This window comes from Pseudomonas sp. Irchel 3E20 (genome assembly GCF_900187645.1).
Taxonomy (GTDB): domain Bacteria; phylum Pseudomonadota; class Gammaproteobacteria; order Pseudomonadales; family Pseudomonadaceae; genus Aquipseudomonas.
In genome coordinates this window covers 153,932-167,087 of sequence record NZ_FYEE01000006.1, presented here as the reverse complement: position 1 = coordinate 167,087, position 13,156 = coordinate 153,932, and the positions used below count along the sequence as shown (strand labels likewise).

Sequence of the window (13,156 nt, the reverse complement as noted above, 5' to 3'; positions counted from 1 at the left end):
CATGGGCAATGTGGCCAATGGGGGGCAATTAAACCGTGGGAATCGTGTGGTCGCCCGGCCAAACGCTGGGTTAGACTCCGTGACCCTGCCCAACCCGCCCAGTGATGCTTTCCGATGCTCGAACAGTACGTCAAGAAGATCCTCACCTCGCGCGTTTATGACGTTGCCGTAGAAACCCCGTTGCAGGCTGCCCGCCAGCTCTCCGAGCGCTTGGGTAACCAGGTCTGGCTCAAGCGCGAAGACTTGCAACCGGTGTTCTCGTTCAAGATCCGCGGCGCCTACAACAAACTGACCCAGCTCAGCGAGCAGGAACGCCAGCGCGGCGTGGTCACGGCGTCGGCGGGCAACCATGCCCAGGGCCTGGCCCTGGCGGCCAAGGTGCTGGGGGTCAAGGCGACGATCGTGATGCCCAAGACCACCCCGGAAATCAAGGTTGAAGGCGTTCGCTCGCGCGGCGGCAAAGTGGTGCTGCACGGGGATTCCTTCCCCGAAGCCCTGGCCTACTCGCTCAAATTGGTGGACGAAAAAGGCTACGTCTATATCCACCCCTACGACGACCCGCACACCATTGCCGGGCAGGGCACCGTGGCCATGGAGATCCTGCGCCAGCACCCGGGGCCGTTGGACGCGATTTTCGTCCCGGTGGGCGGCGGCGGTTTGATCGCTGGGATCGCGGCCTACGTGAAGTACCTGCGCCCGGAAATCCGCATCATCGGCGTCGAGCCGGATGACTCCAACTGCCTGCAAGCCGCCCTGGCGGCGGGCGAGCGCGTGGTGCTGCCCACCGTGGGCATCTTCGCCGATGGCGTGGCGGTGGCGCAGATCGGCCAGTACACCTTCGATATCTGCAAGGATTACGTCGATGAAGTGATTACCGTCAGCACCGACGAGATCTGCGCGGCGATCAAGGATATCTACGACGATACCCGCTCAATCACCGAACCTGCCGGCGCCCTGGGCGTGGCGGGGATCAAGAAATACGTGGAGTCGCGCGGCATCAGCGGCCAGACCCTAGTGGCCATCGACTCGGGCGCCAATGTCAACTTCGACCGCTTGCGCCATGTGGCCGAGCGCGCCGAATTGGGCGAGGGCCGTGAAGCCATCATCGCCGTGACCATCCCGGAGCAACCGGGCAGCTTCAAAGCGTTCTGCGAAGCGGTCGGCAAGCGCCAGATCACCGAATTCAACTACCGCTACAACACCGGCAGCGAAGCCCACATCTTCGTGGGCGTGCAGACCCACCCCGACACCGACCCGCGCAGCGCACTGCTGGCCAGCCTCACTGAGCAGGGTTTCCCGGTGCTGGACCTGACCGACAACGAACTGGCCAAGTTGCACATCCGCCATATGGTTGGCGGCCACGCAGCGCGGGTCAGCGATGAGTTGGTGTTCCGCTTCGAGTTCCCCGAGCGGCCGGGGGCGTTGTTCAACTTCCTGCACAAGCTGGGCGGGCGCTGGAACATCTCGATGTTCCACTATCGCAACCACGGCGCAGCCGATGGCCGCGTGGTCGCAGGCCTGCAAGTGCCGGCCGACGAGCGTCACCTGGTGCCGGCGGCGCTGGCCGATATCGGTTACCCGTACTGGGATGAAAGTGACAACCCGGCCTATCAACTGTTCCTCGGTTGAACGGCTACGCTCTGGGGCACGGCCTCAAGGAACTGAATCAATGGAAACCCTGACCACACTCAAAATCGTCCACGTCGCCGCCACCGTGTTGCTGCTGCTCAGCGCGCTGGGCCTGGCGATCTGGGTCTGGCGCACCCGCCGCAATGGCGATGCCCTGGCCCACACTCGCACCTTGCAGCGCCCGCGTGTGTTTGTCTGGTTGCTGATGGGCATTTGCCTGGCCAGCCTGCCGTTCAGCGGCTGGTGGCTGGCGCACCTGATCGGCTGGCCGCTGGGGCAGACCTGGATTCTGGCCTCCAGCGTGCTCTACACCCTCGCCGCACTGAGCTGGTTCTGGCTGGTGGCGCGGCTCAATCGCCTGCGCACGGCGCCGAACGGCAGCAATGGCACGTTCAGCTTGGCGTTGGCGCTGTTTGGTTTTGTCTGCGTGATCGCCATTGCGGGGTTGATGGGGGCCAAGCCGGTTTAGGGGCCGGAACTGAGCCGGCCCCGATCGCAGGCAAGCGGAGCGCCGCCCGGCCAGCTCCCACAGGGGCTAGGTGGCTTTCTGTGGGGGCGAGTTTGCTCGCGATAGCGATCTCAACCGCGCAGCGAAATCACCGGCCAACCGCGTTTCGAGGCTTCGGCCCGCAGGTTCGGGTCCGGGTCCACGGCCACCGGGTTGGCCACTTGCTCCAGCAGCGCAAGGTCGTTCATCGAGTCGCTATAGAAGTAGCTGCCGTCCAGCGAGTGCCCGCTTTCTTCCAGCCAGCGCTTGAGGCGCGTGACCTTGCCTTCGCGAAAACACGCCACGTCTGTGGTGCGCCCGCTGTAGCGGCCGTCGATCATTTCGCACTCGGTGGCGATCAGGTGCTCCACGCCCAGGCGTGCGGCAATTGGCGCGGTGACGAAACGATTGGTGGCGGTAATGATAAGCAGCGTGTCGCCGGCGTCGCGGTGCCGGGCCAGCAGTTGCAGGGCTTTGGGCAGAATGATCGGCTCGATGCAGTCGCGCATGTAGTCGCGATGCCACTCATCCAACTGGGCCATTTCGGTGCGGCCGAGGATTTCCAGGCAGAAGTTCAGGTAAGCGGTGTTGTCCAGCTTGCCGGCCAGGTAATCCTGGTAGAACTCGTCGTTGCGGGTCTTGTAGGTGACGGTATCGAGGATGCCGCGTTCGCACAGGTAATCGCCCCAGGCGTGGTCACTGTCGCCACCCAGGAGAGTGTTGTCCAAGTCGAATAAAGCCAGGCGCATTGCAGTTACTCGCTGAAAAGTCTGTAAAAAGGCGTCAAGAATACGGTCTTTTCACAAGAGTGCACATAAGGTAGGACGTCTCGTTGCTGCTTTAACAACCTTTGTGGAACAATGCGGCGACATGCGTCTGCGAGGTTGTTGCCGTGATCGATCCCGATGGTTTCCGCCCCAATGTGGGGATCATTCTTACGAATGATGCTGGGCAGGTGCTATGGGCTCGTCGTATCAATCAGGATGCCTGGCAGTTTCCACAAGGGGGGATCAACCCCGAAGAGACGCCAGAAGACGCCTTGTACCGCGAGTTGAACGAAGAAGTTGGCCTGGAACGCGAAGATGTGCAAATTCTGGCCTGCACCCGGGGCTGGTTGCGTTATCGTTTGCCGCAGCGTCTGGTACGCACCCACAGCCAACCGCTGTGCATTGGCCAGAAACAGAAGTGGTTTCTCCTGCGCCTGGTCTCCAACGAGCAGCGGGTGCGGATGGATTTGACCGGTAAACCGGAGTTCGATGGCTGGCGCTGGGTCAGTTATTGGTATCCGTTGGGCCAGGTGGTGACATTCAAGCGCGAGGTGTATCGACGCGCTCTCAAAGAGCTTGCCCCGCGCCTGCTAGCGCGCGACTGACGACGGAGTTCGACCCCGAGCCATGCTCAATACGCTGCGCAAGATCGTCCAGGAAGTTAACTCCGCCAAGGATCTCAAGGCGGCGTTGGGGATTATTGTGTTGCGCGTCAAGGAAGCCATGGGCAGCCAGGTCTGCTCGGTGTACCTGCTGGACCCGGAGACCAACCGCTTCGTACTGATGGCCACGGAGGGCTTGAACAAGCGTTCCATCGGCAAGGTCAGCATGGCGCCCAACGAAGGTCTGGTCGGCCTGGTCGGCACGCGCGAAGAACCCCTGAACCTGGAAAACGCCGCTGACCACCCACGCTACCGCTACTTTGCCGAAACCGGCGAAGAGCGCTACGCCTCCTTCCTCGGCGCACCGATCATTCACCACCGCCGCGTTGTCGGCGTGTTGGTCATCCAGCAAAAAGAGCGGCGCCAGTTCGATGAAGGCGAAGAAGCCTTCCTGGTGACCATGAGCGCGCAACTGGCCGGGGTTATCGCCCACGCCGAGGCCACCGGTTCGATCCGCGGCCTGGGGCGCCAGGGCAAGGGCATCCAGGAAGCCAAGTTCGTCGGCGTGCCGGGTTCGCCGGGCGCGGCGGTCGGTACCGCGGTGGTCATGCTGCCGCCGGCCGACCTGGACGTAGTGCCCGACAAGACCATCACCGATATCGACGCCGAACTGGGCTTGTTCAAGACCGCCATCGAAGGCGTGCGCGCCGACATGCGCGCCCTCTCGGCCAAGCTCGCGACCCAGTTGCGCCCCGAAGAGCGCGCGTTGTTCGACGTCTACCTGATGATGCTCGACGACGCCTCCCTGGGCAGCGAGGTGACCACCGTCATCAAGACCGGCCAGTGGGCCCAGGGTGCGCTGCGCCAAGTGGTCACCGACCACGTCAACCGCTTTGAATTGATGGACGACGCCTACCTGCGCGAGCGCGCCTCGGACGTCAAGGACCTGGGCCGGCGCCTGCTGGCCTATTTGCAGGAAGAACGCCAGCAAACCCTGGTCTACCCCGACAACACCATTCTCATCAGCGAAGAACTGACGCCGGCCATGCTCGGCGAGGTGCCGGAAGGCAAGCTGGTGGGGCTGGTTTCGGTGCTTGGCTCGGGCAACTCCCACGTCGCGATCCTGGCCCGCGCCATGGGTATCCCGACCGTGATGGGCCTGGTGGACCTGCCGTATTCCAAGGTCGACGGCATCCAGATGATCGTCGACGGCTACCACGGCGAGGTCTACACCAACCCCAGCGAGGTGCTGCGCAAACAGTTTGCCGATGTGGTGGAAGAAGAGCGGCAATTGGCGCAGGGGCTCGATGCCTTGCGCGATTTGCCGTGCGTGACGGTGGATGGCCACCGCATGCCGTTGTGGGTCAACACCGGCCTGCTGGCCGATGTGGCGCGGGCGCAGAAGCGTGGCGCAGAGGGCGTGGGCCTGTACCGCACCGAAGTGCCGTTCATGATTAACCAGCGCTTCCCCAGCGAAAAGGAGCAGCTTGCGATCTATCGCGAGCAACTCGCCGCCTTCCATCCGCAACCGGTGACGATGCGCAGCCTGGATATCGGCGGCGATAAGTCACTGTCCTACTTCCCGATCAAAGAAGACAACCCGTTCCTTGGCTGGCGCGGGATCCGCGTTACCCTCGACCACCCTGAAATCTTCCTCGTCCAGACCCGCGCCATGCTCAAGGCCAGCGAAGGGTTGAACAACCTGCGCATTCTCCTGCCGATGATCTCCGGCACCCACGAACTGGAAGAAGCCCTGCACTTGATCCACCGTGCCTGGGGCGAAGTGCGTGACGAAGGCACCGACGTGCCGATGCCGCCGATTGGCGTGATGATCGAAATCCCCGCGGCGGTGTACCAGACCCGCGAACTGGCGCGCCAGGTGGACTTCCTCTCGGTCGGCTCCAACGACCTGACCCAATACCTGCTGGCCGTGGACCGTAACAACCCGCGGGTGGCCGACCTCTACGACTACCTGCACCCGGCCGTGCTGCAAGCCCTGCAAAACGTGGTGCGCGACGCCCATGCCGAAGGCAAACCGGTGAGTATCTGCGGTGAAATGGCCGGTGACCCGGCGGCGGCGGTGCTGTTGATGGCCATGGGTTTCGACAGCCTGTCGATGAACGCCACCAACCTGCCGAAAGTGAAATGGATGCTGCGCCAGATCAACCTGAGCATGGCCAAGGACTTGCTGGCCGAGTTGATGACCATCGACAACCCGCAAGTTATCCACAGTTCCCTGCAACTGGCCCTGAAAAACCTCGGGCTGACGCGGATGATAAACCCGGCCTCGGCCAAGAGCCTCTGACACCGGTTGACGGCCCCTCACCGCCAGTGGGAGCGGGCTTGCCCGCGATAGCGGTTTTGAATGTACCGCCGCCATCGCGGGCGGGCCCGCTCCCACGGGTTTGCCTAAGCGTTGTCAGGCCTTTATCTCTACCTCCCCCAGATGCCCGCCATAGGGCCCGAAGCTGCGCTCCACCAAGTGCCGCGTGCCATCGGCGTGGACGATCAGCGCAGTGCTCGCCCGCGTGCCGTAGCTGGGGCTGGCGATAAACACGCTCGAGAGCAGCGTCTCGGTGGCCAGGCCCACGCCGGTGTCCGGCAGGTCGGCGAACGGCGCGACCTGGTTATCCCCCAGCAACGCCAGTAGGGCTTGCGGTTGCGGGTCGTGGAGCACTTCGCCCAGGGCCGCCCGGGCCTTGAGCAGTTTCGGCCACGGTGTATCGAGCCCGGCGTTGGACAGCCCGTAGACGCCTGCCTGCACCTGCACGGGCGCTGTCGTCAGGGCGTTGTAGTACCACAGCTGCTGCGCGGTGCCGATCAGCAGGTTGAACCCCGCGTACTCGATGGAGCGCCCGGCCACATCGGTCAAATAATCATCAATCGGGATCTTTCCATCGAGAAACCGCGCCACCAGCTCGCCCCGCGACTTGCGCGCCGGTGGTTGGTGGGGGTTGCGGATATTGGTCAGCGCGGCGAAGCGCCCGTCGGCGCCAATGCCCAGCCAGGTGCCACCCGCCTCCAGGTCGCGGCCGGCGTAGATCTGCGGGTTTTCCGGCCATTGCGCCAGCGGCAGGCTCGGGCGGGCATAGAATTCATCGCGGTTGGCCGCAACGACCAAAGGCTGCGCGTGGCCGGGGCGCCAGGCAAATACGATCAGGCACATAAGGTTGTCCCTTGTGTTTTTTGCCCACTCTACGCAGACAAACCTGGCTCATCCAGTTCCGCCGCAGGCCATGCATCCGTTACCATGCCGCACTTATTACGGGGTGCGACCATGGAATTTCTCCTCTATCTGCTGCTGGGCGCCTGTGCCGGCGTGCTGGCCGGGCTGTTTGGCGTGGGCGGCGGGATCATCATCGTTCCGGTGCTGGTGTTCAGCTTCACCCTGCAAGGCTTCGACGCCTCGATCCTCACTCACCTGGCGGTGGGCACCTCCCTGGCGACCATCATCTTCACCTCGATCAACGCCGTGCGTGAACACCAGCGCAAAGGCGCGGTGCGCTGGCCGATCTTTGTGTGGATGACCCTGGGTATCCTGATCGGCGCCGGTTTTGGCGCCCTCACCGCTGAAGCGATTTCCGGCCCCAACCTGCAAAAAATCATCGGCGTGTTCGCCCTGGTGATCGCCGTGCAGATGGCCCTGGAGCTCAAGCCCAAGGCCAGCCGAACGGTGCCGGGTAAAGTCGGTCTGACCCTGGCCGGCTCGGTGATTGGCTGGGCCTCGGCGATTTTCGGCATCGGCGGCGGTTCGTTGACCGTACCGTTCCTGACCTGGCGCAGCGTGCCGATGCAACAAGCCGTGGCCACGTCTTCGGCGTGCGGCTTGCCGATTGCCCTGGCCAGCGCCCTGAGTTTCATGGTGCTGGGCTGGAACGACCCGCACCTGCCGGCCCAGAGCCTGGGCTTCGTGTACTTGCCGGCGCTGCTGGGGATCGCTTTGACCAGCATGTTTTTCGCCCGTTATGGCGCACGCCTGGCCCACAAGCTGTCGCCGCGTTTGCTCAAGCGCTTGTTCGCCGCTTTGCTGTTCTGCGTGGGTCTGAGTTTCCTGATCTGACCTGCAACGCAATGCTGGCTTAATCCCGCCCGGGCATGGTCCCGGCGGACTGTTGAAAACTGACGAGGAGTCGCAATGCTGCCTTACCCGCAGATTGACCCGGTGGCCCTGGCCATCGGCCCGCTGAAAATCCACTGGTACGGCCTGATGTATCTGATCGGCATCGGCGGCGCATGGTTGCTGGCCTCCCGCCGGTTGAACCGTTTCGACCCGACCTGGAGCAAGGAAAAACTCTCGGACATGGTGTTCTGGATGTCCATGGGCGTGATCGTCGGCGGGCGCCTGGGCTACGTGCTGTTCTACGACCTGAGCGCCTACCTGGCCAACCCGCTGCTGATTTTCGAAGTGTGGAAGGGCGGCATGTCGTTCCACGGTGGCTTTATCGGCGTGATGCTGGCGGCGCTGTGGTTCGGTAAACGCAACGGCAAGTCGTTCTTCGAGCTGATGGATTTTGTCGCACCCATGGTGCCCATCGGCCTGGGCGCCGGGCGCATCGGCAACTTCATCAACGCCGAGTTGTGGGGCAAGCCCACCGACGTGCCGTGGGCGATGGTGTTCCCGCCCTACAGCGACCCCTCGCAACTGGCGCGCCATCCGTCGCAGCTCTACCAGTTCGCCCTCGAAGGCGTGGCATTGTTCGCCATCCTCTGGCTGTTCTCGCGTAAGCCACGCCCGACCATGGCGGTCTCCGGCATGTTCGCGCTGTTCTACGGCCTCTTCCGGTTCATTGTCGAGTTCGTGCGCGTGCCGGATGCCCAGCTCGGCTACCTTGCATGGGACTGGCTGACCATGGGCCAGGTGCTCTGCCTGCCGATGATCGTCGGCGGCCTGGCCTTGATCTGGCTGGCCTACCACCGCGCACCAGCGGCCAAGAACGCCGCGCTTTAAATTCGCAGCGCAGGGCGCCAGCCCTGCGTTCAAGGACACAGGTAATTCATGAAGCAATATCTCGATCTGGTCGCCCACGTCATCAAGAACGGCACCAAACAGGCCAACCGTACCGGCGTGAACACCATCAGCGTTCCCGGCGCGATGCTGCGCTATGACCTCAAGGAAGGTTTTCCGGCGATCACCACGCGGCGCATGGCGTTCAAGTCCGCCATCGGCGAGATGTGCGGCTTTTTGCGCGGGGTGAACAACGCCGCCGAGTTCCGCGCCCTGGGCTGCAAGGTCTGGGACCAGAACGCCAACGAAAACACCCAGTGGCTGGCCAACCCGTTCCGCCAGGGCGACGACGACCTGGGCGAGATCTACGGCGTGCAATGGCGCAAGTGGCCGGCGTACAAGCAAGTCCCGCGCAGCAACGCCGCCGCTATCGAGCAGGCGCTCCAGCAAGGCTACCGCCAGATCGCCGAAGGCGAGGAAAACGGCCAGGCCTATGTGGTGCTCTACAAGTCCATCGACCAGGTGCGCCAGTGCGTGGACACCATCATCAACGACCCGGGCAGCCGCCGCATTCTGTTCCACGGCTGGAACTGCGCCCAACTCGATGAAATGGCCCTGCCGCCGTGCCACTTGCTGTACCAGTTCCACCCCAACGTCGAAACCCGGGAAATCTCCCTGACCCTCTACATCCGCTCCAACGACCTGGGTCTGGGCACGCCGTTCAACCTCACCGAAGGCGCCGCGCTGCTGAGCCTGATCGGCCGCCTCACCGGCTACACGCCGCGCTGGTTCACCTATTTCATTGGCGATGCCCACGTCTACGAAAACCACCTGGACATGCTCAACGAACAGCTCACCCGCGAGCCGTTCCCGATGCCGCGCCTGGTGATCGCCGACCGCGTACCGGAGTTCGCCAAGACCGGCGTCTACCAGCCCGAGTGGCTGGAGCAGGTCGAACCCGGCGACTTCTCGCTGGAGGGCTACCAGCACCACGCGCCGATGACCGCACCGATGGCGGTCTGACCCCCTCCCTCAAAAACTGTGGGTGAGCCGTCAATGCCCGTGGCTTCTGCCCACATGTGAAGGCTCACCCTCACTGGTCACCACCGAGCCACTGACTTCCAGGCGCTGCAAGATCCCGCATTGCTCGATGCCGGGCGCTTCGTGGCAGCGTTGGCGCAGGTCGATCAATTGCACCTGCAAGGCCAGCAGGCCATCGATGCGGGCCTTGACGTGGAGGATGTGCTCGTCCACCAGGGCATTGACGTTCTCGCACTGGTCCTGCGGGCTGTCGCGCAGTACCAGCAGGCTGCGGATTTCTTCCAGGGTCATGTCCAGCGTGCGGCAGTTGCGGATAAACGTCAGGCGCTCGCTGTGGGCCTGGGTGTACAGCCGATAGTTGCCTTCGCTGCGCGCGGGTGGTGGCAACAAGCCTTCGCGCTCGTAATAGCGGATGGTTTCCACCGGGCAGTCAGTCAGTTTGGCCAGTTCGCCGATCTTCATCGCAAGGTCTCCAAAAAGGGTGCTTGACCCTATAGTGGCTATAGGGTCTTTACTTGGCAACAGGCACATTCTTGGAAGCACCGCGATGAGCGATTCCCTGCATATCCACAAACACAAAACTGAAGAAAAACACGACCACGGCCATTCCTGCTGTTCAAGCAAAGCCGCGCCCGCCGTGGTGAAAATCACCGCTGCGGTCAGCGCCAATGGGCGCCTGAGCACGTTCCGCATCGAAGCCATGGACTGCCCCACCGAGCAGACGCTGATCCAGAACAAGCTCGGCAAAATGGCCGGCGTGCAGCAACTGGAATTCAACCTGATTAACCGGGTGTTGAGCGTGACCCACGATCTGCCGTCCACGACGCCGATCATCGACGCCATCGCGTCCCTGGGCATGCAGGCCGACCCGTTCGAGGCAGGCGTCGAGGCTGAACACCCGCCGGCCGCCCCGGCGAAAAAACCTTGGTGGCCGTTGGCCCTGTCCGGGGTCATGGCCCTGGCTGCCGAGGTTATCCACTTCACCGACGCAGCGCCTACGGTCGTCGTTGCGCTGGTGGCTCTGGTGTCGATCCTCAGTGGTGGCCTTGGCACCTATAAAAAGGGCTGGATCGCCATCAAGAACTTCAACCTCAACATCAACGCGCTGATGAGTATCGCCGTGACCGGCGCGGTGCTGATCGGCCAGTGGCCGGAAGCGGCGATGGTGATGTTCCTGTTCACCGTGGCCGAGCTGATCGAAGCCAAGTCCCTGGACCGCGCGCGCAACGCCATCAGTGGCCTGATGCAAATGGCCCCGGAGACCGCGACCGTGCGCCAGGCCGACGGAACCTGGGCCGAACGGGAAGTGAAAAGCGTTGAACTGGACGCCATCGTGCGGGTTCGCCCCGGCGAACGCGTGGGCCTGGACGGCGAAGTAACCGCCGGCAACTCCACCATCGACCAGGCACCGATTACCGGCGAAAGCCTGCCTGTGGAGAAAACCCTCGGCGACAAAGTCTTCGCGGGCACCATCAACCAGTCAGGCTCGCTGGAATACCGTGTCACCGCCGCCGCCAACCACTCCACCCTGGCGCGCATCATTCACGCCGTGGAACAGGCCCAGGGCGCGCGGGCGCCGACCCAGCGTTTCGTCGACAGCTTCGCGAAAATCTACACCCCGGTGGTGTTCCTCTTCGCCCTGGGCGTGGCCCTGATCCCGCCGCTGTTCATGGGCGCGGCGTGGTTCGACTGGATCTACCGCGCGTTGGTCCTGCTGGTGGTGGCGTGCCCGTGTGCACTGGTGATTTCCACCCCCGTGACCATCGTCAGCGGCCTCGCGGCGGCGGCGCGCAAAGGCATTCTGGTCAAGGGCGGCGTGTACCTGGAGGGCGGCTACAAACTCGACTACCTGGCCCTGGACAAGACCGGCACCATCACCCACGGCAAACCGGTACAGACCGATTTCGTGGCGCTCGACCCTTTGGCCGAAGGCACAGCCGTGGCCCTGGCCGCCAGCCTCGCGGCGCGCTCCGACCACCCGGTGTCGATGGCCATCGCCAACGCGGCTGTGGATAACCACACCGCGCTGCACACGGTGGATAACTTTGCGGCCCTGGCCGGGCGCGGCGTGAGCGGCGAAATCGGCGGCCAGCTCTACCACTTGGGCAACCACCGGTTGGTGGAGGAGTTGGGCCTGTGCTCCCCCGCGTTGGAAGAGCGCTTGTTCGCCCTGGAAAAACAAGGCAAATCCGTGGTGCTGCTGCTCAACTCGGGCGGCCCGTTGGCCCTGTTCGCGGTGGCCGATACCGTCAAGGCGTCGAGCCGCGAAGCCATCGCGCAACTGCATGAGCTGGGCATCAAGACCCTCATGCTGACCGGCGACAACCCCCACACCGCCCAAGCCATTGCCGCACAAGTGGGCATCGACCGCGCCGAGGGCAACCTGCTGCCGGCCGACAAACTCAGCGCCATCGAAGCCTTGTACGCCCAGGGCCATCGGGTGGGTATGGTGGGCGACGGCATCAACGACGCCCCGGCCCTGGCCCGTTCCGAAATCGGTTTCGCCATGGCTGCGGCCGGCACCGACACCGCCATCGAAACCGCCGATGTCGCCCTAATGGACGACGATCTGCGCAAGATCCCCGCATTTATTCGCCTGTCGCGCCAGACGTCCACGGTGCTCAAGCAAAACATCGCCCTGGCGCTGGTCATCAAGGCGATCTTTCTTGCGGTAACCTTCTTCGGGATGGCCACCATGTGGATGGCTGTGTTTGCCGACATGGGCGTTGCCCTGTTGGTGGTGTTCAATGGCTTGCGCCTGGTGCGCAAATAAAGAAGCGAGCGTGCAGTGCTGAGTGCCGAGCTAAAGGCGTTTTACATGGTTGCCCGCCTGGGTAGCATCACCCAGGCGGCGAAAAAACTGGCCCTGAGCCAGCCCACGGTGACGACCCAGATTCGGCACCTGGAAAGCCAATACGGCGTGGAGTTGTTCTACCGCGGCGGCCGGCGCCTGAGCCTGAGCGACGACGGCGCGCGGTTGCTGCCGATGGTCAAGATGCTGTTGCAGCAGGAGGCTGACATTGAGTTCTTCCTGCGCAACACCGGGCAGGTGCAGGGCTCCCTGCGCATTGCCGCGACGGCGCCGTATTACATCCTCGACCTGGTGAAAACCTTTCGCGAACGCCTGCCCCAGGTCGAGGTGTCGGTGGAAATCGGCAATTCCCAGCAGGTGCTTGAAGCCCTGGAGGAATACCGTGTCGACGTCGCTGCCTCGTCCCAACTGCTGGAAGACCCGCGCCTGATCCGCCGGGTGTTGGGCATGGACCCTCTCGTGCTGGCGGTGCACCGCAACCACCCGTTGGCGGCGTTCGACCACATCCCCCTCAGTGCGCTGAACGGGCACACGCTGCTGATGCGCGAAACGGGCTCCACCACCCGGCAGTTGACCGAACACATGCTCAAGAGCGCGGGCGTGTCCTTCGGGCCCTTGCTGGAAATCGGCAGCCGCGAATCGATCCGCGAAGCGGTGCTGCGCAACATCGGCATCAGCATCATCGCCCGCCAGGAAGTGCCCCACGACCCGCAGCTAAAGGTGCTGACCCTGGAAAACGCACCGCTGTTGCCCGAGTACCTGTACTGCCTCAAAGAGCGCAAAAACGCGCGGCTGCCGGCGGCATTTTTGGGCGTGGCGCAGGAAATGGCGCCGATTGAAGGCTAAGCCCGCTCCTACCCAAATCCCCCAATA

12 protein-coding genes are annotated in these 13,156 nt (G+C 63.5%); 9 read left to right on the top strand and 3 right to left on the bottom strand.

The window, feature by feature from the left end; translation table 11 throughout:
• Window positions 1-114 precede the first annotated feature (114 nt).
• Window positions 115-1,629 carry a threonine ammonia-lyase, biosynthetic gene (ilvA, locus tag CKW13_RS13650; RefSeq protein WP_095109151.1) on the top strand — a complete coding sequence of 505 codons (1,515 nt, stop codon included), beginning with the start codon at window positions 115-117 and terminating at the stop codon, window positions 1,627-1,629.
• Window positions 1,630-1,669: 40 nt separating this feature from the next.
• On the top strand, window positions 1,670-2,098 hold the full coding sequence (locus CKW13_RS13645) for a DUF2269 family protein (protein WP_095109150.1): 429 nt from the start codon (window positions 1,670-1,672) through the stop codon (window positions 2,096-2,098).
• Between the two features lie 110 nt (window positions 2,099-2,208).
• Here CKW13_RS13645 and CKW13_RS13640 read toward each other — a convergent pair whose 3' ends face one another.
• Window positions 2,209-2,865, bottom strand: coding sequence for an HAD family phosphatase (locus CKW13_RS13640; RefSeq protein WP_095109149.1), 657 nt, complete (start codon window positions 2,863-2,865; stop codon window positions 2,209-2,211).
• A 143-nt stretch (window positions 2,866-3,008) separates the two neighbouring features.
• Here CKW13_RS13640 and CKW13_RS13635 point away from each other — a divergent pair, with 143 nt between their 5' ends.
• A complete protein-coding gene (locus CKW13_RS13635; protein ID WP_095109148.1) occupies window positions 3,009-3,488 on the top strand; it encodes an RNA pyrophosphohydrolase in 480 nt (159 codons plus the stop codon).
• A 22-nt stretch (window positions 3,489-3,510) separates the two neighbouring features.
• Window positions 3,511-5,790, top strand: coding sequence for a phosphoenolpyruvate--protein phosphotransferase (gene ptsP, locus CKW13_RS13630; RefSeq protein WP_095109147.1), 2,280 nt, complete (start codon window positions 3,511-3,513; stop codon window positions 5,788-5,790).
• A 114-nt stretch (window positions 5,791-5,904) separates the two neighbouring features.
• On the opposite strand, the gene CKW13_RS13625 is transcribed toward ptsP, so the two are convergent.
• Window positions 5,905-6,651, bottom strand: coding sequence for an NRDE family protein (locus CKW13_RS13625; RefSeq protein WP_095109146.1), 747 nt, complete (start codon window positions 6,649-6,651; stop codon window positions 5,905-5,907).
• Between the two features lie 111 nt (window positions 6,652-6,762).
• Between CKW13_RS13625 and CKW13_RS13620 the strand changes: the two genes are divergently transcribed.
• The 3 genes from CKW13_RS13620 (at window position 6,763) to CKW13_RS13610 (ending at window position 9,453) form a co-directional block, all read left to right on the top strand.
• Window positions 6,763-7,545, top strand: a complete 783-nt coding sequence (locus CKW13_RS13620; protein WP_095109145.1) for a sulfite exporter TauE/SafE family protein — start codon at window positions 6,763-6,765, stop codon at window positions 7,543-7,545.
• Window positions 7,546-7,620: 75 nt separating this feature from the next.
• Window positions 7,621-8,433 (top strand): prolipoprotein diacylglyceryl transferase, encoded by an 813-nt coding sequence (gene lgt / locus CKW13_RS13615; RefSeq protein ID WP_095109144.1) that lies wholly within the window; start codon window positions 7,621-7,623, stop codon window positions 8,431-8,433.
• 48 nt (window positions 8,434-8,481) lie between these two features.
• The gene (locus tag CKW13_RS13610; RefSeq protein ID WP_095109143.1) at window positions 8,482-9,453 is read left to right on the top strand and encodes a thymidylate synthase; all 972 of its coding nucleotides are present in this window, start codon (window positions 8,482-8,484) and stop codon (window positions 9,451-9,453) included.
• A gap of 30 nt (window positions 9,454-9,483) precedes the next feature.
• Here CKW13_RS13610 and cadR read toward each other — a convergent pair whose 3' ends face one another.
• Window positions 9,484-9,933, bottom strand: a complete 450-nt coding sequence (gene cadR, locus CKW13_RS13605; RefSeq protein WP_095109142.1) for a Cd(II)/Pb(II)-responsive transcriptional regulator — start codon at window positions 9,931-9,933, stop codon at window positions 9,484-9,486.
• An 85-nt stretch (window positions 9,934-10,018) separates the two neighbouring features.
• Here cadR and CKW13_RS13600 point away from each other — a divergent pair, with 85 nt between their 5' ends.
• Together CKW13_RS13600 and CKW13_RS13595 are read left to right on the top strand one after the other, a co-directional pair.
• Entirely contained in the window at window positions 10,019-12,244 is a 2,226-nt protein-coding gene (locus tag CKW13_RS13600) for a heavy metal translocating P-type ATPase (RefSeq protein ID WP_095109141.1), read from the top strand.
• 15 nt (window positions 12,245-12,259) lie between these two features.
• The gene (locus tag CKW13_RS13595; protein ID WP_095109140.1) at window positions 12,260-13,129 is read left to right on the top strand and encodes a LysR family transcriptional regulator; all 870 of its coding nucleotides are present in this window, start codon (window positions 12,260-12,262) and stop codon (window positions 13,127-13,129) included.
• Window positions 13,130-13,156 lie beyond the last annotated feature (27 nt).